Source organism: Streptomyces sp. NBC_00669 (assembly GCF_036226785.1).
Lineage (GTDB): Bacteria > Actinomycetota > Actinomycetes > Streptomycetales > Streptomycetaceae > Actinacidiphila.
The window spans coordinates 1,674,604-1,696,391 of the sequence record NZ_CP109018.1; the positions used below are offsets into that span (position 1 = coordinate 1,674,604).

The window sequence follows — 21,788 nt, forward strand, 5'->3', positions numbered from 1 at the left end:
CGAGGCGGTACGGCGGCGCGCGAGGCGGTACGGCGGCGCGCGAGGCGGTACGGCGGCGCGCGAGGCGGTACGGCGGACGTCGGTGCCCGCCCGCCGTCAGTGCCCCAGGCCGGCCCGCGGTATCCGGGCCGGCCGCGCACGGCCGTCCCGTTCCCGCATGGCCGTCCCGTTCCCGCGCAGCGGCGCCCGCAGCCGGCTCCAACGGCTCGGCGCCCCGCCCGTCGCCGGCCTGGACGCTGACCGCTCGCAGCCCGTCGGCCGCCGGGCGCTCGGGTCACCGCATCAGCTCCCGGGCCGCCGCGGCGACGGAGTGCGGGGTGATCCCGAAGTCCTCGAAGAGCTCGGCGCCCCGCCCGTCGCCGGCCTGGACGCTGACCGCTCGCAGCCCGTCGGCCGCCGGGCGCTCGGGTCACCGCATCAGTTCCCGGGCCGCCGCGGCGACGGAGTGCGGGGTGATCCCGAAGTCCTCGAAGAGCTCGGCGGCCGAGGCCGACGCGCCGAAGTCCTCCACCCCGATCGCCCTCCCGTCCAGGCCCAGCAGGTCGTGCCAGCCCTGGCTGACGCCCGCCTCCACCGAGATCCGGCGGCGGACGGCCGGCGGGATGACGCTGTCCTGGTACGACCTGGGCTGCTCGTCGAACCACTCGCGGCAGGGCATCGAGACCACCCGCGCCCGGACGCCCTCGTCGGCGAGCAGGCGGGCCGCGGTGACCGCGACCGCGACCTCGGACCCGGTGGCGATGACGACCACGTCCGGGTCGGCCGCGGCGCCCGGCGACGGCGCCTCGTAGCGGACGTACCCGCCGCGGACCGCGCCGGTGGCCGGGTGGAAGCCCTCCCCGTCGTCGGGGAACACCGGCAGGTCCTGCCTGCTGAGGCTGAATCCGGTCGGCCGGGCCGGGCCGGCGAGGACCTTCCACAGCGTGATCGCCGTCTCGTTGGCGTCGGCCGGCCGCACCACGTCGAGGCCGGGCATGGCGCGCAGCGAGGCGAGGTGCTCGACCGGCTGGTGCGTGGGGCCGTCCTCGCCGAGGCCGATGGAGTCGTGGGTCCAGACGTAGACGGTGGGCAGCCGCATCAGCGCGGCGAGGCGGACCGCCGGACGCATGTAGTCGCTGAACACCAGGAACGTGCCGCCGTAGGGGCGGCTGAGCCCGGACAGCGCGATGCCGTTCATGGCGGCGGCCATGAAGTGCTCGCGGATGCCCCAGTGGATGGTCTGCCCGGCGGGGTCCGCGCCGGGCAGCGGGCTGGAGGCCGGCAGGAACGAGGAACCGCCGTCGACGGTGGTGTTGTTGGAGTCGCCGAGGTCGGCGGAGCCGCCCCACAGTTCCGGCAGTTGCGCCGCGGCGGCCTTCAGCGCGCGGCCGAACGCCTTCCGGGTGGCGACCGGGGTGCCCGCCGCGAACGCCGGTCGCGCGCCGTCGAAGGTGGCCGGCGGCCGGCCGCCGCGCAGCCGCCGCACCAGGTCGTGCCTGTCGGGGTGCCGGTCGGCCCAGGCCGCGAAGTCCTTGTCCCAGGCGCCGTGGGCGCGGGCGCCCGCGTCACGCGCCGCGGACGCGGTCCACGCGTGGACCCCCGCGGGCACGTCGAACGTCGTGTCGGGGTCGACGCCGAGCACCGTCTTGGCCGCGCGCACCGCCTCCGCGCCGAGCGCGGAGCCGTGGGAGGCGGGGGTGTTCTGCGCGCCGGGCACCGGCCAGGCGATGATGCTGCGCATCACGATCAGCGAGGGCCGGGTGGTCTCGGCCGTCGCCGCCTGGAGCGCGCGGGACAGGCCCGGCAGGTCGATGTCGCCGTCGGCGGCGAGGTCGACGCTCTGCACGTGCCACCCGTAGGCGGCGTAGCGGGCGGCGACGTCCTCGCTCGTGGCCAGTTCGGTGCTGCCCTCGATGGAGATGCGGTTGTCGTCGTGGACCACCACGAGGTTGCCGAGTCGCTGGTGGCCGGCGAAGGCGCCCGCTTCGGAGCTGATGCCCTCCTGGATGTCGCCGTCGGAACACAGCACGAAGACCCGGTGGTCGAACGGGCTGGTGCCGGCCGGCGCGTCGGGGTCGAGCAGTCCGCGCTCGCGGCGGGCGCCCATGGCCATGCCCACCGCGGTGGCGATGCCCTGGCCCAGCGGCCCGGTGGTGGTCTCCACGCCCGGCGTGTGTCCCCGCTCGGGGTGCGCCGGGGTGAGGCTGCCCTTCTTCCGGTACCCGCGCAGGTCGTCCAGCGTGAGCGGGTAACCGGTGAGGTGCAGCTGGATGTAGAGGGTGAGGCTGGAGTGCCCGCAGGACAGCACGAAGCGGTCCCGGCCGGGCCACTGCGGGTCGGCGGGGTCGTGGCGCAGGAACCGCTGGAAGATCAGATGGGCGGCCGGGGCGAGGCTGACCGCGGTGCCGGGGTGGCCGTGCCCGGCCTCCTGCACGGCGTCCATGGCCAGCACCCGCGCGGTGGTGACGGCGCGCGCGTCCTGCTCGGTCCACACGAACGGGGTGGTGGGCTGGGGTGTGGCGGTGCCCGTCACGGGGCGCTCCTTCGACGAGGTGAGGCGTGCGGGTGGGCCGGCGCGGCGCACCGGCGGCCGGCGCGGGGTGCGCCGGCCGCTGCGGGGCGGGTTCACCACAGGGTGTAGCCGCCGTCGATCACCAGGACCTCGCCGGTGACGAAGGAGGACGCCGGGCTGGCCAGGTAGAGCGCGGCGGGGGCGATCTCCACGGCCTGCGCGTAGCGCTGCATGGGGACTTCGTCGATCCAGTAGTGCTTGTACTCGGGCAGGTCGATGTCGGAGATCTCGGTCTTGGTGTAGCCGGGGGCGATCGCGTTCACCCGTACCGAGCGGGGCGCCCACTCCGCGGCCAGCGAGCGGGTCATGTGGTGCACCCCCGCCTTCGAGACGGCGTAAGGGGCGTGCCACTGCGGCCGGTTGATGATCATGCCGGACATCGAGCCGACGTTGACGATGGAACCGGTGCCGCGCTCGACCATGGACGCGCCGACCACCTGGCTGGCCTTCCACACCGCGTCGAGGTTGGTGGCCATCACCCGGTCCCAAGCCTCGTCGTCGATGCTCAGGGACTCGCCGTGGATGCCCACGCCGGCGTTGTTGACCAGGATGTCGATCGGGCCGAGTTGCCCGGTGACCGTCTCGCGCATGGCCTCCAGGTCGGCCCGGCTGGTGACGTCGGTCCTCGTCGAGATGACGGCGCCGCCGACTTTCGCGAGGTCGGCGACGGCCTCGCGGTTGCGGTCCTCGTCGCGGCTCGCGATCGCCACCGACGCGCCGGCCTCGGCCAGCGCGGTCGCGATGGCCTTGCCGATGCCGCGGTTGCCGCCGGTGACGACGGCGACCTTCCCGTCCAGACGGAATCGATCCAGGACGCTCATGCGGTTGCCTCTTCTGTGGGTCGGGACGGTGTCCGCACGGCGGGCACCCGGAGTATCCGGTCCGCGTGGGACCGGGTGCTCTCGATGAGTTCGGCGTTGCGCTGGTCCGAGCCGTGCGAGCGTTCGTACGCCTCCTCGGCGGTCCGCCCGTACGACATGTGCCGGGCGATCAGCCGGTCGAAGCGGACGTCCTCGCCCGGCTCCAGGAACCAGCACACGTCGAGCAGTTCGCGCACCGGCTGCCACGGGCCCTGGTCGACGAGCAGGTAGTTGCCCTCGGTGATGATCAGCGGCACCTCGCGCGGCACCGGGACGGCGCAGGCGATGGACTCCTCCAGGCTCCGGTCGAAGAAGGAGGTGTAGACGGTCGCGTCCTCGCGGGCCCGCAGCCGGCGCAGCAGGTGGACGTAGCCGGCGGCGTCGAAGGTGTCGGCGGCCCCCTTGCGGGGCTTGCGCCCCAGCCGGTCCAACTCGGCGCCGGCCAGGTGGAAGCCGTCGAGTCCGACCAGCACCGCCTGGCCGTCGAGTGCGGCCACGAGGGTCTCGCCGAGGGTGGACTTGCCCGATCCCGGCGCGCCGGTGATGCCGAGTATCCGCCGCCCGCCGGGGGTGATCAGGGCGCGGGCCGCCGCGGTCAGCTCCTCGAAGGTGACGGCCTCGCCGCGCGGCGGCTGGGCGTCGCGGCCGGTCGGTGCGGGGTTCATCGTGGTCCGTCCTTCGTCAGTGGCATGGATACGTCCTCGGGCGACTTGGCGCCGGTCATGAGGGCGACGGCTTCCTCCATGGAGGTGTCCTTCGGGTCGACCAGCGCGATCCGGCGGCCCAGCCGGTGGATGTGGATACGGTCGGCGACCTGGAAGACGTTCGGCATGTTGTGGCTGATGAGCACCACCGGCAGGCCGCGCTCGCGCACCCGCAGGATGAGGTCGAGGACCTGGTTGGTCTCGCGGACGCCGAGCGCCGCGGTCGGCTCGTCCATGACCACGACCCGGGTCGCCCACGCGGCGACGCGGGCGACGGCGACGGCCTGCCGCTGGCCGCCGGAGAGCGTCTCGACCTTCTGGCCGATGGACTGGATGCGGATACCGAGGTCGACCATGTGCCGTGCCGAGCCGTGCCGCATCCCGCGCTTGTCCAACTGCCGGAAGACGGTGCCCAGTACGCCTTTGCGGCGCTGCTCCCGGCCGAGGTAGAGGTTCTGCGAGATGTCGAGCGCGGGGGCGACGCCCAGCTCCTGGTAGACGGTCTCGATGCCGGCGTTGCGGGCGTCGAGCGGGTTGCGGAAGTGCACCGGTTCGCCGTCGAGGTGCAAGGTGCCCTCGTCGGGGACGACCGCGCCGGTGAGCGACTTGATCAGGGTGGACTTGCCCGCGCCGTTGTCGCCGATGACGGCGAGGATCTCGCCCGGGCGCAGGTCGAAGTCGCTGTTGTCCATGGCCACCACGTGGCCGTAGCGCTTGGTGAGGCCGCGGGCCTGGAGCACGTTCGGCCGGGCGTCGGAGCCGTTCTCGGAGCCGGTCATCGGGTCTGCCTCCTTCGCACGAGGTGGTCCACGCCGACCGCGATGACCACCAGGACACCGGTGGCGACCTGCTGGTAGAGCGAGTCGATGCCCGCCTGGGTGAGGCCGTTCTGCAGCACCGTCACGATGAGCGCGCCGATGAACGTGCCGACCACGCCGCCCCGGCCGCCGAAGAGGCTGGTGCCGCCGATCACCACGGCGGTGATGCTGTCGAGGTTGCCGTTGGTGTAGCCGCTGGGGTCGGCGGTCGGGGTGCGGCCCAGGGCCTGCCAGGCGGCGAAGAAGTAGATCACCGCGGCCACGATGTAGACGCTCAGCAGGATGCGCTTGACCTTGATGCCGGCCAGCGCGGCCGCCTTGTCGTTGTCGCCGACCGCGTAGACCCGTACGCCCCAGGAGGTCTGGCTGAGCGCGTAGCCGAGCACCGCGGTGAGCGCGATCCACAGCATCACCCCGTAGGTGATGGTCACGCCGCCGACCGTCGGGCCCCGGTTGAGGAAGGTCAGGAAGTCCGAGCTGATCGGGTAGCTCTGCGAGGAGGTGTAGAGCCGGGACGAGGCGGCGACCACCGACATCACGCCGAGCGTGACGATGAACGGTGGCAGCTTCAGCAGCGACACCAGGACGCCGTTGACCGAGCCGACCACGACGCAGACCACCAGGCCGACCAGCGCGGCGGCCACCGGGTCGCCGTGCACGGCCATCTTCCCGATCACGACCGAACCGAGCACCATGATGGCGCCGTTGGCCAGGTCGATCCCGGAGGTCAGGATGATCAGCGTCTGACCGAGCGCCAGGGTGCCCACCACGACGGACTGCTGCGCGATCAGGGCCAGGTTGTCGGAGTTGAAGAAGGTGCTCGTCGACAGGGCGAAGACGATCACCGCGGTGACCAGGGCCGCGAGCGGCCCGGCGATCTGGTGGGACGCGAGGCCGCGCAGGTCCCGGCGGGGACCGACGCCCCGTTCGAGCGCCAGCACGTCGGCGTCCTGGGTGGTCGTGGTCACTTCGGTCCCCAGCAGTGGCTCAGGCCCCAGGCGGAGGTCTGCGAGGCGACGCCGGGCACCGGGTGGTCGGTGATCAGGGCCGTGCCCGAGTCGATGACGCCGCTCTTCGGCTTGGTGCCGTCCTTGATGTACGCGGCGGCGGCGTCGACCGCCATCTCGCCCATCTTGTCCGGGAACTGCATGGCGGTGGCGCCTATCGCACCGCTCTTCACGTCCTCGACGCCGCTGCACGCGCCGTCGACGGAGACCAGGACGGTCTTGCCGGCCAGGCCCTTGTTCTTGATGGCGGTGTAGGCGCCGTGCGCGGTCGGCTCGTTGATGGTGTAGACGACGTTGATGTCGGAGTGCGCCGACAGCAGGTTCTCCATCGCGGACTGGCCGGTGTCCTCGGTGCCCTGGGTCAGCGCGCTGCCGGCCACTTCCGGCGACTTGGACGTGATGCCGTACCCGCTGAGGAACCCCTGGTGGCGGTCTGAGGCGGGCTTGTCCGAGAGGTCGAAGTCGAGCAGGGCGACATGCGGGTCCTTCGGGGCGGACGCCTTGGCCCACTTCCCGATGAGTTCGCCGGCGGCGACGTTGTCGGTGGCGTAGGTGGCGTCCGCGGCGTCGGTCGGGTCGAGCGCCGCGTTCACCGTCAGGACCAGGATGCCCTTGGACTTGGCCTGCTTCAGCACGCCGTTGAGCGCCGTCGCGTTGGCCGGGGTGACCACGATCGCCTTCACCTTGTTGGCGATCATGTTCTCGATCGCGGTCACCTGCGTCGCCGAGTCCCCGGGGGTCTTGGCCTCGGCCTTCATGACCTTCCAGCCCTTGGCCTTCGCGGCCTTCTCGGTGGCGTTCTCCAGCGTGCCGAAGAACGGGTTGCTCAGGTTCAGCGCGACGATCCCGATCTTCGGGGACCCGCCGGAACCGCCGCCGGAACCACCGGGCCCGCACGCCACGGCGGCCACGCCACAGGCGACGGTGAGGGCGGCGACTTTGATCCGCAAGGAGGCGGGAGCACGTCGGACGATCTTCATTGAGTCCTCCTGGACGCAGGGCCGTCAACTCGGCTTCGGTGCGGGAGGAACCCGCCACGGGCGTCGATATGACCGGGTGATTACGTCGATGTTGCGGATCGTTCGATCGGCTGTCAAGCAAAAATAAACTACTTCTGTATGGTTGCCGACATAAATGGCCCTTCACTACAGTGCAGTCCGACGTCCCGAGAGCGGAGCGAGATGAGCGAGACGACACGCACGGCCGCGAGCGGCCCGGCCCCCTGGCGGGCCGAGGAGGGCCCCGGGCGGATCTTGCAGCTGATCACGACCGGAAGGGCCAACACCCGTACCGGGATTGCCCAGTTGACGGGCCTGTCCCGGTCGACGGTCGGTCAGCGGCTGGACGCGCTGTTCGCCGCGGGACTGCTCAAGGAGAGCGACCAGAGCGTGCCCTCGCGCGGTCGCCCGTCGCGCGCGCTCACCCTCGACCACGCCGCCGGGCTCATCATCGGCGTGGACATCGGGGAGCAGCGGACGCGGGTGGCGATCACCGACCTCAACGCGGGCATCCTCGCCGAGCGGGTGGAACGGCTCGCCGTCGGCGACGGCCCTGAAGCGCTGCTGGACACGATCACGGCGACGGTGCGCGGCATGATCAGCCACGCCGACCTCGGTGCCACCCCGGTCGCCGGCATCGGATTCGGGCTGCCCGCGCCGGTCGACTACGAGGCCGGCCGCGTGCTCGGCTGGTCGATCATGTCCGGCTGGGACGACTACGACATCCGCGGGCACCTGCGCCGCACCTGGCAGGTCCCGATCCTCATCGACAACGACGTCAACCTGCTCACCCTCGCCGAGCACCGCCGCTTCTGGCGCGACCAGCCGCACCTGCTCTACATCAAGGCCGGCACCGGGGTCGGCAGCGGGATGGTGATAGACGGCCACGTCAACCGCGGTGCGCAGGGCGCGGCCGGCGACATCGGGCACATCCACATCAGCGGGTTCGGCGACCCGCAGTGCCGGTGCGGGAACCGGGGGTGTCTGGAGTCCCTGGTCGGCGGCTGGGCGCTCGCCCGCGACCTGCGCGACCGCCGCCAGACCAAGGGCCAGGACGCGCGCGACGTCGTCGACCAGGTGCGGCGCGGCGACAGCACCGCGGTCGCCGCGCTCCGGACCGCCGGCCGCGTCCTCGGCGAGGCCGTCGCCTACGCGACCAGCCTGCTCAACCCCGACATCATCGTGCTCGGCGGCCGGCTCAGCACCGTCGGCGACCACCTGATGGCCGGCGTCCGCGAGGTCATCTACCAGCGCTCACTGCCGCTGGCCACCCGCCAGTTGCAGATCGTGCCCACCAAGTACAAGTCCCGCGCCGGCATCGCGGGAGCCGCCTACCTGGTCCGCGACCACGTGCTGGACCCGGCCACCCTCGACGCCACCCTCGCGGTCGGCGCCACCCCCTTCTCGACCTTGTAGGCCGCCCGTTCAGGGCGCGGCGGGGTGCCAGCCGAGGGCGGGGCCGAGGCGGGTGGCGAGGTCGGTGAGGATCTGGACGTAGTCGGCGTGGTCGAAGGTGAAGGGCAGCGCGAAGGCGACCTCGTGGACCTCGCGGAACGCGGCGTGCGCGTGCAGCCGTTCGGCGAGTCGCGCGGACTCGCCGACCAGGTCGGGGGCGAACAGCAACCGCGCCGGTCCCTGCGGGGCGGCCGTGCGCGGCAGCCGCTTGCGGGCGAACTCCTCGTACTTCGCGCGCTGTTCGGGCGTCGCGGAGTCGGTGGGGATGACCACGAGGCCCTGGGAGACCCGGGCCCGGTCGCCCGCCGGGTGGTGCGCGCGGAACTCGCGGATCTGCGCGAGTTGCAGCGCGGCGAAGGTGGCGGTGGCCGCGGCCTCGCCGGAGTCCTCGGAGCCGCCGGGCACCCCGGAGTCGCCGGAGCCGCCGGCCGCCTCTGACCCGTCGGCCGTCCCCGCCCGCTCGGCCGGCCCCGCCTTGACGACGCTGCTGGTCAGGAAGTTCATGCCCTGCTCCCCCGCCCAGCGGGCCGACCGCAGGCTCGCGCCGCCGTACCACATCCGGTCGGCCAGCCCGGCGGCGTGCGGCTGGACCCGTGGCGAGAACACCTCGAAGCCCTCGGTCGCGCCGGACGCGGTCGCCGGCTCGCCGCGGACGAAGGACAGCAGCCGCCGCACCCGTTCGTAGCCGAAGTCCTCGGCGTCGGCCGTGTCCGGGTACAGGGCGTCCTTGACCCGGTCGTACCGCATCGGCGGGCCGACGCTGACGCCGGGGTTGAGCCGGCCGCCGGAGAGGATGTCCACGGTGGCCAGGTCCTCGGCGAGCCGCAGCGGGTTCTCCCAGCCCAACGGGATGACCGCGGTGCCCAGTTCGATCCGGCTGGTGCGCTGCGTGGCCGCGGCGAGCACCGCGACCGGCGAGGAGATGCCGTACTGGAGGTGCCGGTGCCGCACCCAGGCGCTGTCGAAGCCCAGTTGCTCGCCCAGCTCGATGACGCGCAGCGTCGATTCGTGGCCCGCGCGCGGATCGGCCTCGTCGAACAGCCCGATGGTCAGGAAGCCCAGCTTCCGCAGCGGCTCCGAGGCAGGTGGCACGTGCTTCCTCCATGGTCCCGGCGGCGGGGTCCGCCGCGTCGGCGGCGCCGCCCCGATTCTCGCAGAGGGCGCGGGCGGCGGCCTGCGAAGCCCTGACGGAAAGGGGCGGCGGTGTACGGGCATCGGTGTACGGGCATCGGTGTACGGGCGGGCTCGCGTGGCGGCGGGCCCGCCCGCATCGCGGTCCGTCCGCCTACTCGCCGGCGGCGCCCGCCTCCACCAGTCCGGCCGCCCGGCCGTCTGCCGCGGCCTCCGCCTCCACCAGTCCGGCCGCCCGGCCGTCTGCCGCGGCCTCCGCCTCCGCTTCCGCCTCCGCTTCCGCCGCCGCACGGTGGGAGCTTCCGCCGAGCACCCGGTCGAGGACCGCCGCCGCGCCGCCGGCCGGAAGCTCCGCGCCCCGCCACGCGACGTGCTGGTCCGGGCGGACCAGCACGTGCGCGGTGCCGTAGAGCGCGCGGGCCGCCGGGTCGGTCAGGTGGATGACCGTGAACGGCAGCGCCCTGGCCGCGGCCTGCTCGGCGAAGTCCCGCTCGATCGTGCGCGTGTCCGCGCGTACGTCGGTGCGCGCGTCGGTCAGGACGAGGAGCGCGAAGGACGTGCCGATCCGGTCGTAGAGGGTGCCGCCGTAGGGGTCCACGAGTCCGTCCGGCGCCCGGTGGCCCGGGCGGGGGTCGTCCTCGTAGACGTCCGGGCGCCAGGCGGGCTCGGTGTCGAGCTGGCCCGGTTCGTACCAGACCGCGGCCGAGTCGTCGTACCGCTCGTCGAAGGTGACGCCGTTCGCGCCGAGGCGGTCCCGGCGCAGGCGTTCGCCGATCTCGGCGCGGCGGGCGGCGGCGGCCGGGCCGAGGTCGGCGTCGTCGGGGATGCCGCCGGCCCGGATGTCGGCGAGGGTGGCCTGGGCCCGGCGGGCCCGTTGGAGCGCGTGGTCGGCGATCCGCCAGTTGTGCCGGCGGCGCTCCTGGTCGTACGAGTCGAGCAGCGCGGGCGGGGCCTGGCCGCCGAGCACCGCGGCGAGCTTCCAGCCGAGGTTCACCACGTCGCCGATGCCCTCGCCGAGGTTGCCGCCGGGCGTCCGTACGTGGGCCGCGTCGCCGGCCAGCAGCACCCGGCCGTGCCGGAAGGTCCGGGCGATCCGGGTGGCGTGGTAGAAGGTCGTGGCGGAGACGAGTTCCAGGTCGAGGTCGAAGCCGAAGGCGGCCCGCGCGGTGGCCAGCAACTCCTCCTCGGTGGGCTCGTGTTCGAGCGGGAACGGCCCCGCGTACACCCGCCACTCGCGGGTGCTCACGGCGGCGAGGAAGCCGGACGCGTGCGGGTTGAAGACGATGTTGGTGCCGCTGGGCGCGGCGCCGACCCGTTCGGTGATGTCGCCGGTGCGCACGATGAGGCGCAGCCGCTTCTCGGTGGCGTGCTCCCCGTCCCGTTCGATGCCGGCCAGCCGGCGGGTGGTGCTGCGGCCGCCGTCGGTGCCGAGGACGTATCCGGCCCGGATCACGAGCGGTTCGCCGGAGTCGACGTCGACGACCTCGGCGTCCACACCGTCCTCGTCCTGGCGCAGGCCGCGCAGTTCCCAGCCGCCGGCCACGCTCACCCGGCGCTCGGCGAGGTGTTCGAGGAAGACGTGCTGGAAGACGGTCTGCGGCCGGCGCAGCGCCTCGTCGGCCGAGTGGCCGCCGCCGAGCGTGCCGCGGAAGTCGGGGCGGGGCACCGGCACCAGTTCGTGCCCGGCCAGCGAGGTGACCAGTTTGATGCCCTGGTTCCACTCCGGGGGGAAGGTCCACGCGTCGCGGACCCGCTGGAGCAGCCCCCAGCGGCGCAGGTGCTCCACCACGCGCGGGGTGTGGCCCATCGCGCCGGCCCGGACCAGCGTCGCGGTGCGGGCCCGTTCGACGACGGCCACCCGCACGCCGCGGGAGGTCAGTTCGACCGCCGCGGCGAGGCCGGCCGGGCCGGCGCCGACGATCAGCACGTCCACCGACCGCGGCGGCGTGCCGACCGGGAACCGGACGGTGTGCACGTCGCGCCCGCCGGTCGGGGAGAGGGACGGGGAGAGGGCGGAGGGCGAAGAGGAGGAGGCGGGGGCGGACGGGGGCAGGGATCTGGACAGCGGTGCCACGGACGCGGTCATCGGCCGGCCTCTCAGTCGTTCACGAGCTGGCGCTCGCGGGTGTAGCGGTTGGCCGGTACCGGCAGGCCGAGGTTGCCGCGCAGGGTGTCGGCCTCGTACTCGGTGCGGAACAGCCCGCGCCGCTGGAGGATCGGCACCACTCCGTCGACGAAGGCGGCGAGTTCGGCCTCGGTGCGGAAGGCGAGGTTGATGCCGTCGAAGGTGCCGGCGTGGAACCACTCCTCGATGGTGTCGGCGACTCCCTGCGGCGTGCCGACGAAGGGTGAGCGGCGGAACTCCCGTACGGAGTTGGCTACTTGACGAAGCGTCAGATTCTCGGTCCGGGCCCGCTCGATGATCCGGCCCGCGCCGGTCCGGCCGCCCCGCTCGGCCAGGTGCGCGACGTCGGGGAACGGCGCGTCCAGGTCGTGCACGCTGAAGTCGTAGGCTCCGAAGGACCGGCCGAGGAGCGCGAGGTTGCCCTCGAAGTCGTCGTCCTCCTCGAAGATCTCCCGCTCGCGGCGCCGGGCGGCCTCCTCGGTGCCGGCCACGATCGGGCCGCCGTGGATGAAGATCTTGATGTGCTCGGGGTCGCGGCCGTATCCGGCGGTGCGCTTCTTGATGTCGGAGTAGTACTCCCGGGCCTGCTGGAGGCCGCCGCCGGGCGCGTAGATGCCCTCGGCGACCTGCGCGGCCAGGTCGCGGCCCTCCTCCGAGACACCGGCCTGGAAGATCACCGGCTGGCCCTGCGGGGAGCGGGAGAGGTTGAGCGGGCCGGCCACGCTGAGGTGCTCGCCGACGTGGTCGAGCGCGTGCAGCTTGGCCGGGTCGAGGAAGACGTCGCGCTCGACGTCGGCGGGGAACGCGTCGTCCTCGTAGGAGTCCCACAGGCCGCGCGCGACCTGGACGAACTCCAGGGCGCGGCCGTAGCGGGTGGCGTAGTCGAGGTGCTCCTCGAGACCGAAGTTCTTCGACGCGCCGGTGTCGAAGCTGGTCACGACGTTCCAGCCGGCGCGGCCGCCGCTGATGTGGTCGAGGGAGGCGAACCGGCGGGCCAGGTTGAACGGCGAGTTGTACGTCGAACTGGCGGTGCCGACCAGTCCGACGTGCTTGGTGTGGGTGGCGACCGCGGACAGCAGCGTGAGCGGCTCCAGCCGGTTGAGGTAGTGCGCCGGGTAGGTGGAGTTGATGAACTGGCTGTCGACGATGAACAGGGCGTCGAAGAGCGCGTGTTCGGCGGCCTGGGCCTGCCGGATGTAGTAGTTGATGTCGATGCTGGCGTTCTTCGCGACGCTCGGGTCCTTCCACAGGCCGTGCTGGCCGGGGCCGCCGACGCCGTAGGGGTGGAGCGCGAGGTGGATCGTGCGGGACATGGTTCTCCCTCTTCCGTGATGAGACGTGGGTGGCAGGGCTCGGGGCGGGCGCGGGGCGGCGGTTGAGCGGCCGTGGGGTGGCCCGTTCGGGGGTGGCCGCGAAGCGGCGCGGGTTCAGGCGTCGAGCAGCGCGCGCAGGGCGTCGCGCTCGGCCCGTCCGGCCGGGGCGGTGTGCAGGGTGGGCGCGGACCTGACCAGCAGGCGGGTATAGGGGTGTCGCGGCTCCTCGATGACGTCGCGGGCGGCGCCGGCCTCCACGAGTTCGCCCTGGTAGAGCACGGCGATACGGTCGGCGATCCCGGCGACGGACCCCAGGTCGTGGGAGATCAGCACGATGGCCACGCCGGTGCCGCGCAACTCCTTGAGGATCTCCAGGATCTGCACCCGGTTCGCGGAGTCCAGGGCGCTGACCGGCTCGTCGAGGATGATCAGTTCGGGCTCGGTGACCAGGGCCCGGGCGACCGCGACGCGCTGCCGCTGGCCGCCGGAGAGTTCGCCGGGCAGCCGGTCGAGCAGGTCCTCGGGCAGGTGGACCCGGGCGAGGAAGGACCGGGTCCGCGCGGTCGCCTCGGCGTGGGCGACGCCCTTCAGCAGCAGCGGCTCGGCCAGCGAGTCGGCGATGGTGAGGTCCGGGTCGAGGCTGCGCAGCGGGTCCTGGAAGACGTACTGCACCACGCCGCGGCGGCGCAGGGCGCGCCACTTGCCGGCGCCGTAGCCGGTCACCTCCTCGCCGCCGACGACGATCGAGCCCGCCGAGGCGCGGACCAGGCCGAGGACGGCGCGGGCGAGGGTGGACTTGCCCGACCCGGTCTCGCCGATGACGCCCACGGTCTCGCCGGGGGCGACGCTCAGCGTGATCCCGTGCAGGGCGCGCCGCCGGCGCCGGCGCCGGCCGTAGTGGACGTCGAGCCCGTCGATGGCGAGCACCGTACCGGCGGGACCGGCGGACGGACCGGCCGAGGCACCGGCGGACGGCCCGGTGGACGGACTGCCGGACAGCCCGGCGGACGGACCGGCCGAGGCACCGGCGGACGCCCCCGCAGACGGCCCCGCCAACGTCTCTTCGGCGGGCGGGTGTTGCGGGTGCGCGCCGGTCACGACGCCTCCTTCGACGTACGGAACCTGTCCAGGCCGTACTGCTCGTGCTCGGCGACGAGCAGCCGGGTGTACTCGTGGCGCGGGTGGTGCAGCACCTGGCGGGTCGGGCCGTGCTCCACGACCTCGCCCTGCCGCATGACCAGCACCTCGTCGCAGATCTGGGCGACCACGGCCAGGTCGTGGGAGACCACCACCAGCGCCAGGCCGGTGCGTTCGCGCAGGTCGGCCAGGAGGTCGAGGATCTCGGCCTGCACGGTGACGTCGAGCGCGGTGGTGGCCTCGTCGGCGATCAGCACGCGCGGGCCGGCCGCGATCGCCGCGGCGATCAGGACCCGCTGGAGCATCCCGCCGGACAGCTCGTAGGTGTACTGGCCGTAGACCAGTTCCGGCTCGCGCAGGTGGACCGCGCGCAGCAGTTCGAGGGCGCGCTGCCGGGCCGGGCCCCGCTTCAGCCCGTTCTTGGCGCGGACCACCTCGGCGATCTGCGCGCCCACCTTGATCGACGGGTTGAGGTAGGACGCCGGGTCCTGGAAGACCGCGCTGATCGTGGCGCCGCGCAACCGCGTCCACTGCTGCGGGGTGAGGGTGGCGATGTCGGTGCCGGCGATCTCGACCGCGCCCTCGGAGATCTCGAAGTGCGCGGGGAGGATGCCGAGTACGGCACGGCAGGTGAGGGTCTTGCCGCTGCCCGACTCCCCCACCACGCCCACCGCCTTGCCGGGGGTCAGCTCGAAGTCGACGCCGTGCACGATCTCGCGGTCGGTGGCCCGGTCGGTGATGTGCAGGCCGGCGACCTTGAGCACGGTGGCGGGTTCGGCGCTCCCGGCGGGAGCCTCGGCGGGCGCGGTGCCGGGCGTGCCCGCGGTCCCGGCCGTGTCGGCGGCCCCTTGCGTCTGCTCGGCCTCCTCCGTCTCCGCGGTCCGCGTGGACGACGGGCTCTCGGACAGGTTCTCGGACAGTGCCGTCATGACGCGCCTCCGACCGGAGTGGGTGGGGTCCGGTCGGGGCGGCCGGCGCGGACCTTGCGGTTGTCGACCAGCGCGCGGCCCGCCTCGCCCGAGACGTCCCGGATCGCGTCGGCGAGCAGGTTGCCGGCCCAGACGGTGACCATGATCAGCAGTGCGGGGGCCACCGGGGCCCACGGCTGGTAGCTGAGGTATCCCAGGTCCGAGGCGAGCAGGCCGCCCCAGGTCGGCTCGGGCGGCTGGACCCCGATCCCCAGGAAGGTCAGGCTGGAGACGATGACGAACCCGACGCCGACGGTCTGGGCGAGCGCGACCGCGATCGGCGGGAGCACCTTGGTCCAGACGTGGCGGCGGACCACCCAGCCGACGGAGGCACCGGAGATCAGAGCCGCCTCCACGTACTGCGAGCGGGCCACGGTCAAGGTGGCGGCGCGCGAGACACGGTAGAACAGCGGCGAGACCAGCACGCCGGTGACCAGCATGGCCTGGGTGATGCCGTTGCCGAGCAGCGCGATCACCGCGACGGCGAAGAGCAGGAACGGCAGCGCGACCAGCGTGTCGACCACCCGCAGGGTGACCCACTCGAAGACCCGGCCGAGGTACACCGACAGGATGCCGGGGACCACCCCGACCACCAGGGCGGTCACGGCCACTTCGAGGGAGCCGAGCACGCTGACCCGGGAGCCGGCGAGCAGCCGGCTGAACACGTCGCGGCCGAGGTAGTCCGTGCCCAGCCAGTGGGAGCCGGAGCCGGCCGCGAGCGTGTGGGTGCTGGTGCCCAGCGGGTTCTGCGGCGCCAGCAGCGGGCCGAAGACGGCGAGCAGCGCGATGAGGGTGAGGATCGCCACGGCGATCCGGCCGGTGGGAAGCGACAGTACGCGGCGGAACATCCGTCACACCCCCCGCTGGGACGCCGGCGTCACGCGGGCCAGCACCAGGTTGACGATCAGGTTGAAGACGACGACGAGCACGATCGACACCACCAGGACGCCCTGCACCGCCGGCACGTCGCCGGACTGGGCCGAGTCGTTGGCGAACCGGCCGAACCCCTGGAGGCCGAACACCCACTCCGTCACCACGGAGGCGCCGACCAGCGCGGGGAACTTCAGCCCCAGCGTGGCGAGCGCGGGCCCGATCCCGTTGCGCAGCACATGCCCGAAGAAGATCCGCCGCGGGCTGAGCCCGCGGACGATCGCGCCGGTGACGTAGTTCTCCCGGTACGACGCGATGAGGCTGGTGCGCAACTGCCGGGCGACGTCGGCGATCACGTCGAAGCTGAGGGCGAGCGCGGGAAGCGTGATGTGCTCCAGCCAGGGGGTGAGGCCCTGCGCCGCGGGGACGTAGCCCGCCGCCGGGAACAGGTGCAGCCCGACCGCGAAGACCTCCACGAGCACGATGCCGACCACGAACGCCGGCATCACCGAGATCAGGGTGACGAACCCGGTGATCGCCCGGTCCACCCAGGTGGTGTGCCGCAGCGCCGCCGCCGTGCCCAGCAGGAAGCCGGCGCAGACGCCGATGATCAGCGCGAAGGTCGCGATGGAGAGGCTGACGCCCAGGCCGAGGCCGATGAGCGTGGAGATGTCGGCGCCGTTGGTCCAGCTGGTGCCGAGCTGTCCGTGCAGGACACCGCTGAACCAGTGCCCGTACTGGACCAGGAAGGGCTGGTTCAGGCCCCACTGGGCCTCCACCCGGTGGATCGCCGCGGGAGTCGCGTCCTCGCCCAACTGGATGCGCGCGGGGCTGAGTCCGCTCAGCGACCGCAGTGCGAACGTCACGAAGGTCGCGACCAGGAAGACCGGCACGAAGATCGCGGCGGATCGGGCGAGGGCGGCCGTCACCCGGCCCAGCGTGTGCCGGGCCCTGGCCGCGGCGACCCCGCGGTGGCGGGCGGGCCCGGCCGGTGCCGGGCGCTCCTTCACCGGTGGCGCCGTCGTGGTCGTGGTCGTCGTCATGGGGTTGCCCCCTCTCTGTGCTGGGTGGACATCAGTGGCCGAGGGTCACGCCGGTCCAGTCGATGTGGCCGGGGTTCTTCGGCAGGTTCGACAGCGCCTTGCTCTTGGCGAAGAGGTTCGGCGCGGAGTACGTGAAGACCAGCGCCTTGCTCTGCAGGCCCGCGCGGGTCGCCGCCTGGAGGACCTGCGGGTAGTCCGGCGAGTCGATGCTGGTCTGCCGGACCTTCGCCACCGCCGCCTCGAAGCCGGCCGGCTCGTACGGCGTGCTGAGGTTCAGCGGGCCGTCGGGGCCGAAGTGCGCGGTGAGCGTCTGGAGGGCCGAGTCGCGCCCGGTGGTCCCGTACAGGGAGAAGGTCAGGTCCTTGGCGAAGAACGGCGTCGCCCAGTTCTTGTCCACCTTGATGGTGACGGTGATGCCGACCTTGGCGAGTTGCGACTGGACGATCTCGGCCTGCGGGTCCGCGGCCGGGATGACCAGGGTCAGCTTGATGGCGCCGGGCTTGTAGCCCGCCTCGGCGAGCAGTCGCTTCGACTTCGCCGGGTCGTACGGGTAGAGGTCCGCGGACTTCGGGTCGTAGGCCACGTAGCCCTTGGGGAACGGCTGGTCGGTGGCCGATCCGTAGCCGAAGGTCAGCTTGTCCACGAACTCCTGCCGGTTGACGGCGTAGCGGACGGCGTCCACCACCTTGGCATCGGTGAACGGCGCCTTGTTGACGTTGAGGCTGATGTTCTCGGCGTTGAAGCCCGGCTGCACGAACACGTCGAGGCCGGCCTTCTTCGCGGCGTCGGCCTGGCTGGGCGCGATGTCGGCGAAGTTGTAGACGCCGGTCTGCAGGCCGGAGACGACGGTGGAGGCGTCCGGGGCGGAGGTCAGCTCCACGTTGTCGATGTGGATGTCCTTCGCGTCCCAGTAGTCCGGGTTCTTCCTCAGCAGCACCTTGGTGCCCGGCACGAGTTGGGTGACGGTGAACGGCCCGGCGCCGACCGGGCTCTGGTCCAGCTTCTTCGGGTTCGCGGCCGCCTTGGGGCTGGCGACCTGGAGCACGCGCTCGCCGAGCAGTTGCGGGATCTGGTAGTCGACCTGGGAGAGGTGGACGACCACGTCGAGGCCGCTCGCGTCCACGGACCTGATCGACGTCAGGTCGCCGAACAGCGCGGAGTCCTTCTGCGTCTTGGCCCGCTCGATGGCGGCCTTGATCGCGCTGCCGTCCAGTACGCTGCCGTCGCTGAACTTCAGGCCGGGCCGCAGGTGGAAGGTGACCTGGTCGCCCTTGGCGTTGTACTCCCAGGACCTGGCGAGGTCGGGCACGGCCTTGCCGGTGGCGTCGGTACGCGTCAACGAGGCGTAGACCAGGGCGAGTTCGCGGAACTGGGCGCCGCTGCCGCTGACCACCGGGTCCCAGTGGCTCGGGAAGGAGGAGGAGGCCCACTTCAGCGTGTCGCCGCCGCCCGCGGACGCGGACTGCCCGCCGCAGGCGCTGAGCGAGGCGCCCGCGGTGGTGACGAGGACGGCGGAGAGGGCGGCCAGCCGGATACGGCCGAACCGCGGACGGGGGCGGGGGCGGAGGCGGGAGCCCGCCGCGGAACGGCGGGTGGCGATGCGTATGGACATCTCATACTTTCTGTCGACGCACTCCCGACCGGGGCGGGGCAGGAGCGGCAGGGCGGAGGGCGGGCCCGGCGCCCGTACCGGAGCGCACCGGCCCGCGGCGCGGTCGGTACGGGCATGCCGGTACGGCTCACGAGCACGCGTCGGGACACACCTCGGCCAACGCACCGCCTTTCAGGTGCTGTTGGTCAGGGAGCGGGTCGGTGGCGCACAGCGGCGAGCAGGGGCCGGGCGGGCAGGCGAAGCGGGCCGGACGGGGAAAGGGGGCACGCCGATGCGCGGCGTCGGTGACGCGGAACGGCGGGGGCGCCGCTCGGCGGCGCGAAGGGGGCCGGTACCGCCGGGGGCGGTCAGGCGCCGGTGAACCGTGGGTGACGGATGGTCAGCGACAGAGGGCGCTGCACGTGCGCCGCAGGTCCACGTAGCGGCACACCACACCAGGGTGCGTCGAGAGCATGCTGCACATCTTGTGGGCTACGGCGAGCGGCTGTCAATGGACACCTTTTGATGTCTCATTCGGCGGACCGGGGTCTTCCCCGCCCCGGCCGCGGATCGGCCCCGCCCGGCGTGACGAACTACACCTGGGCGGCGGGATGCAGTGCGGCCTCGGCGGGGTGCAGCCACAGCGGGCCGTTGCCGGTCTCCACCCGCACCGCGTGCGGCGGTGGCCACGGCCCCTGCGCCAGCAGCAGCCGCTCCGGGTCGGTCAGGCTCCGGTAGCGCGCGAGTGCCGCCGCCGGGGAGAGCGTTCCGCCCTCCGGCAGCCGGTCGCGGGCCGGCAGCAGGCCCGGGCACAGGTCGTCGAAGGCCGCGGCGTACTCCTCGAACGTCCGCCAGCCGGGCACCACGCGGTAGCCGGCCGCCGTCCGCAGCAGCAGCGTCGGCAGGGCGTAGCGGCGGCTCCCGTCGGCGGTCTCCTTGGCGACGCCGGGGTGCGGCGAGCCGGCGGTGGGGTCGAGCACCTCGGGCACCGGGCGGCGCGCCTCCGCGCGGTCGGCGCGCACCTGCCGGAGCACCCGCGGCGACGCCGCGTCGGCCGCCAGCCGGCGCAGGTCGAGGCCGGGCGCGCCGCGGACCGCGGCGAGCGCCAACTCCGCGGTGTCGGCCGGCTCGCCGAGCACGAAGACCGTCTCCCGCAGCCGGCGCAGCACCGCCTCGGCCGTGTCGCCGCCCTGGAGCTCCGCGGCCTTGGCGACGAGCGAGGACGGCCAGGAACTGGCCGCGACCCGGCTCAGCCGTACCGCGCACGGCGCCCGGGTGTGCTCGGTGATCCCCGCGACGTAGCGCGCGTACCAGGCGGTCTCCGCGGCGGGGTCGGGCGGCGGGTCGTCGTCGTGGTCGAAGAGGATGGCGTACACCCGGCGCCAGCGGACCCGGCCGGCCACCGCGGCCCGCAGCCGGCGCAGCACCGGCTCGGAGCCCCAGGACCACGGGCAGAGCGGATCGGTGTACTCCACCACCTCCACCGCCGGTTCCGGCTGCCGCGCAGCTGTCACGCCGCGCGCTTCCGGGCCGGCCGCTCGCGCTTCGCCGGGGCCAGCAGCGAGTGCAGGGTCACCCCGCCCAGGACCGCCGCGGCCTCCGCCTCGACCTGCCGCCACACCGCGGTCAGCCCGGCCGCCGGGCCGGGGTAGGCCAGCGCGGCCAGCGGCTCGCCGCGCAGCGTGATCAGCTCGCCGTCGACCGCGCGCACGACATCGAGCAGGGTGATCTCGTCGGCCGCCCGGCCCAACCAGTAACCGCCTTCGCAGCCGCGCTGGCTGCGCACCAGTCCGGCTCTTCGCAACTCGGCCACCACGGACTTCAGGAAGCGGAACGGGATCTCCTGTGCCGAGGCGATGGCCTCGCAACTGAGCGGGCGTCCGGGCTCGCTGGCGAGTTCCAGAAGGGCGCGCGTGGCGTAGTCCGCCTTCGCGGAGATATGCATGCTCCCATCATGCCCGATGCCCCTTCCGGGCGGGGATTTCCGCTGTGTACCGACCATTGCGGGAACATTGCCGCAGGTGAAGGCTAATAGACACCTCTTGACATCCTTTTCGGCGGCGCCCTAGCGTCCCGGCCATGAGTACGCCGCCGACGCAGCCTGGTGAAGGCTTCCATCCCCACCTGCACGACACCGACACCCCGACCCCGCCGACGTCGTCCCTGCGGGCCCGCCTGCACCACATCCGCGCCGACGCGCTGGACGGCGACACCGCCCAGAGCGGCGGCATGCGCAGGTTCGCCGCCGTCAGCGGGAAGACCGTCGGTTCGGAGAAGCTGTGGATGGGCCAGACCCACGTGGCTCCCGCGACGGCCTCCTCCGACCACCACCACGGCGAGTCCGAGACCGCGATCCATGTGGTGAGCGGCCACCCGGAGTTCGTCTTCGTCGACGACTCCGGCGACACCCCGCAGGAGGTACGGCTGCGCACCTCCCCCGGCGACTACATCTTCGTCCCGCCCTACGTGCCGCACCGCGAGGAGAACCCGGACCCCGACGACGAGGCCGTGGTCGTCATCGCGCGCAGCACCCAGGAGGCGATCGTGGTCAACCTGCCCCGGCTCTACGCGCTGGGGTCGGAGCCGGGACCCGAGGACGGCTGAGCGAACCGAGCGATCCGAGCAGACCGACGACGCAGAGGAGAGCCCTGGTGACCAGTACCGAATCCCGCCCGGACGTCGCGGCGGACCTGAAGTCCGCGTTCCGGGAGGCCATGGCCGGCGTGGCCACCCCCGTCGCCGTGGTCACCGCCATGGCCGGGCCGTCCCCCTACGGCACCACCGTCAGCGCCTTCACCTCGCTCTCGATGGACCCGCCGATGGTCCTGGTCTCCCTCGACCGCGGCTCGGACCTGCTGGCGGTCATCGGCGGCAGCCGCAGGTTCGGCCTCAACATCCTCGGGGCGCAGCAGCCGGACCTCGCGATGAACTTCGCCCGCAAGGGCGGCCCGGCCAAGTTCGGCGGGGTCGACTGGCGCCTCGGCTCCCAGGTGCCCAGGCTGCCCGGCGCGAGCGGCTTCCTGGCGTGCGAGGTGGCCGACCTGGTGACGGGCGGCGACCACGTCGTCGTCTTCGGCCGGGTCCTGAGCGCCGAGGCCGCGCCGAGGCCGCCGCTGACCTACCACGCGCGGGCGTTCGGCACCCACACCGCGCTGGACGTCGACTCCCGCGCCTGACAGCGGCCTTGCGGCCCACGCGTCAGCACGGGTCGGCACGC

19 protein-coding genes are annotated in these 21,788 nt (G+C 73.1%); 3 read left to right on the forward strand and 16 right to left on the reverse strand.

The window, feature by feature from the left end; genetic code table 11:
- Positions 1 to 409: 409 nt before the first annotated feature.
- The 6 genes from OG896_RS06645 to OG896_RS06670 all read right to left on the reverse strand — a co-directional run bounded on the left by OG896_RS06645 (position 410) and on the right by OG896_RS06670 (position 6,920).
- Entirely contained in the window at positions 410 to 2,422 is a 2,013-nt protein-coding gene (locus OG896_RS06645) for a transketolase family protein (protein ID WP_443057232.1), read from the reverse strand.
- 182 nt (positions 2,423 to 2,604) lie between these two features.
- On the reverse strand, positions 2,605 to 3,372 hold the full coding sequence (locus OG896_RS06650; RefSeq protein WP_329363300.1) for an SDR family NAD(P)-dependent oxidoreductase: 768 nt from the start codon (positions 3,370 to 3,372) through the stop codon (positions 2,605 to 2,607).
- A complete protein-coding gene (locus OG896_RS06655; RefSeq protein ID WP_329363302.1) occupies positions 3,369 to 4,076 on the reverse strand; it encodes a nucleoside/nucleotide kinase family protein in 708 nt (235 codons plus the stop codon). Before OG896_RS06655 ends, OG896_RS06650 begins: the two co-directional genes overlap by 4 nt.
- Positions 4,073 to 4,894, reverse strand: a complete 822-nt coding sequence (locus tag OG896_RS06660; RefSeq protein ID WP_329363304.1) for an ATP-binding cassette domain-containing protein — start codon at positions 4,892 to 4,894, stop codon at positions 4,073 to 4,075. Before OG896_RS06660 ends, OG896_RS06655 begins: the two co-directional genes overlap by 4 nt.
- The gene (locus OG896_RS06665; RefSeq protein ID WP_329363306.1) at positions 4,891 to 5,901 is read right to left on the reverse strand and encodes an ABC transporter permease; all 1,011 of its coding nucleotides are present in this window, start codon (positions 5,899 to 5,901) and stop codon (positions 4,891 to 4,893) included. The genes OG896_RS06660 and OG896_RS06665 overlap by 4 nt, the downstream gene beginning before the upstream one ends.
- The gene (locus tag OG896_RS06670) at positions 5,898 to 6,920 is read right to left on the reverse strand and encodes a substrate-binding domain-containing protein (RefSeq protein WP_329363308.1); all 1,023 of its coding nucleotides are present in this window, start codon (positions 6,918 to 6,920) and stop codon (positions 5,898 to 5,900) included. The genes OG896_RS06665 and OG896_RS06670 overlap by 4 nt, the downstream gene beginning before the upstream one ends.
- 201 nt (positions 6,921 to 7,121) lie before the next feature.
- Here OG896_RS06670 and OG896_RS06675 point away from each other — a divergent pair, with 201 nt between their 5' ends.
- The gene (locus tag OG896_RS06675) at positions 7,122 to 8,354 is read left to right on the forward strand and encodes an ROK family transcriptional regulator (RefSeq protein ID WP_329363310.1); all 1,233 of its coding nucleotides are present in this window, start codon (positions 7,122 to 7,124) and stop codon (positions 8,352 to 8,354) included.
- 9 nt (positions 8,355 to 8,363) lie between these two features.
- Here OG896_RS06675 and OG896_RS06680 read toward each other — a convergent pair whose 3' ends face one another.
- The 10 genes from OG896_RS06680 to OG896_RS06725 form a co-directional block, all read right to left on the reverse strand.
- Positions 8,364 to 9,485, reverse strand: a complete 1,122-nt coding sequence (locus OG896_RS06680) for an LLM class flavin-dependent oxidoreductase (protein ID WP_329363312.1) — start codon at positions 9,483 to 9,485, stop codon at positions 8,364 to 8,366.
- A gap of 193 nt (positions 9,486 to 9,678) precedes the next feature.
- Complete coding sequence (locus OG896_RS06685) at positions 9,679 to 11,610, reverse strand: FAD-dependent monooxygenase (protein WP_329363314.1); 1,932 nt, start codon at positions 11,608 to 11,610, stop codon at positions 9,679 to 9,681.
- Positions 11,611 to 11,621: 11 nt separating this feature from the next.
- Positions 11,622 to 12,962, reverse strand: coding sequence for an NtaA/DmoA family FMN-dependent monooxygenase (locus tag OG896_RS06690; RefSeq protein WP_329363316.1), 1,341 nt, complete (start codon positions 12,960 to 12,962; stop codon positions 11,622 to 11,624).
- A gap of 114 nt (positions 12,963 to 13,076) precedes the next feature.
- On the reverse strand, positions 13,077 to 13,889 hold the full coding sequence (locus OG896_RS06695) for an ABC transporter ATP-binding protein (protein WP_329373762.1): 813 nt from the start codon (positions 13,887 to 13,889) through the stop codon (positions 13,077 to 13,079).
- 167 nt (positions 13,890 to 14,056) lie between these two features.
- Positions 14,057 to 15,028: an ABC transporter ATP-binding protein gene (locus OG896_RS06700; RefSeq protein WP_329363318.1), complete on the reverse strand. Its 972-nt coding sequence runs from the start codon at positions 15,026 to 15,028 to the stop codon at positions 14,057 to 14,059.
- Positions 15,025 to 15,915, reverse strand: coding sequence for an ABC transporter permease (locus OG896_RS06705; protein WP_329363320.1), 891 nt, complete (start codon positions 15,913 to 15,915; stop codon positions 15,025 to 15,027). The genes OG896_RS06700 and OG896_RS06705 overlap by 4 nt, the downstream gene beginning before the upstream one ends.
- Positions 15,916 to 15,918: 3 nt before the next feature.
- Entirely contained in the window at positions 15,919 to 16,980 is a 1,062-nt protein-coding gene (locus OG896_RS06710) for an ABC transporter permease (RefSeq protein WP_329363322.1), read from the reverse strand.
- Positions 16,981 to 17,011: 31 nt separating this feature from the next.
- Complete coding sequence (locus tag OG896_RS06715; RefSeq protein WP_329363324.1) at positions 17,012 to 18,592, reverse strand: ABC transporter substrate-binding protein; 1,581 nt, start codon at positions 18,590 to 18,592, stop codon at positions 17,012 to 17,014.
- A 572-nt stretch (positions 18,593 to 19,164) separates the two neighbouring features.
- Positions 19,165 to 20,085 (reverse strand): DsbA family oxidoreductase, encoded by a 921-nt coding sequence (locus tag OG896_RS06720; RefSeq protein WP_329363326.1) that lies wholly within the window; start codon positions 20,083 to 20,085, stop codon positions 19,165 to 19,167.
- On the reverse strand, positions 20,082 to 20,516 hold the full coding sequence (locus tag OG896_RS06725; RefSeq protein ID WP_328471231.1) for an RrF2 family transcriptional regulator: 435 nt from the start codon (positions 20,514 to 20,516) through the stop codon (positions 20,082 to 20,084). The genes OG896_RS06720 and OG896_RS06725 overlap by 4 nt, the downstream gene beginning before the upstream one ends.
- A gap of 134 nt (positions 20,517 to 20,650) precedes the next feature.
- Here OG896_RS06725 and OG896_RS06730 point away from each other — a divergent pair, with 134 nt between their 5' ends.
- Positions 20,651 to 21,175 (forward strand): cupin domain-containing protein, encoded by a 525-nt coding sequence (locus tag OG896_RS06730; protein ID WP_329363329.1) that lies wholly within the window; start codon positions 20,651 to 20,653, stop codon positions 21,173 to 21,175.
- A gap of 47 nt (positions 21,176 to 21,222) precedes the next feature.
- Positions 21,223 to 21,747: a flavin reductase family protein gene (locus OG896_RS06735; RefSeq protein ID WP_329363331.1), complete on the forward strand. Its 525-nt coding sequence runs from the start codon at positions 21,223 to 21,225 to the stop codon at positions 21,745 to 21,747.
- The last annotated feature ends 41 nt before the right edge of the window (positions 21,748 to 21,788 follow it).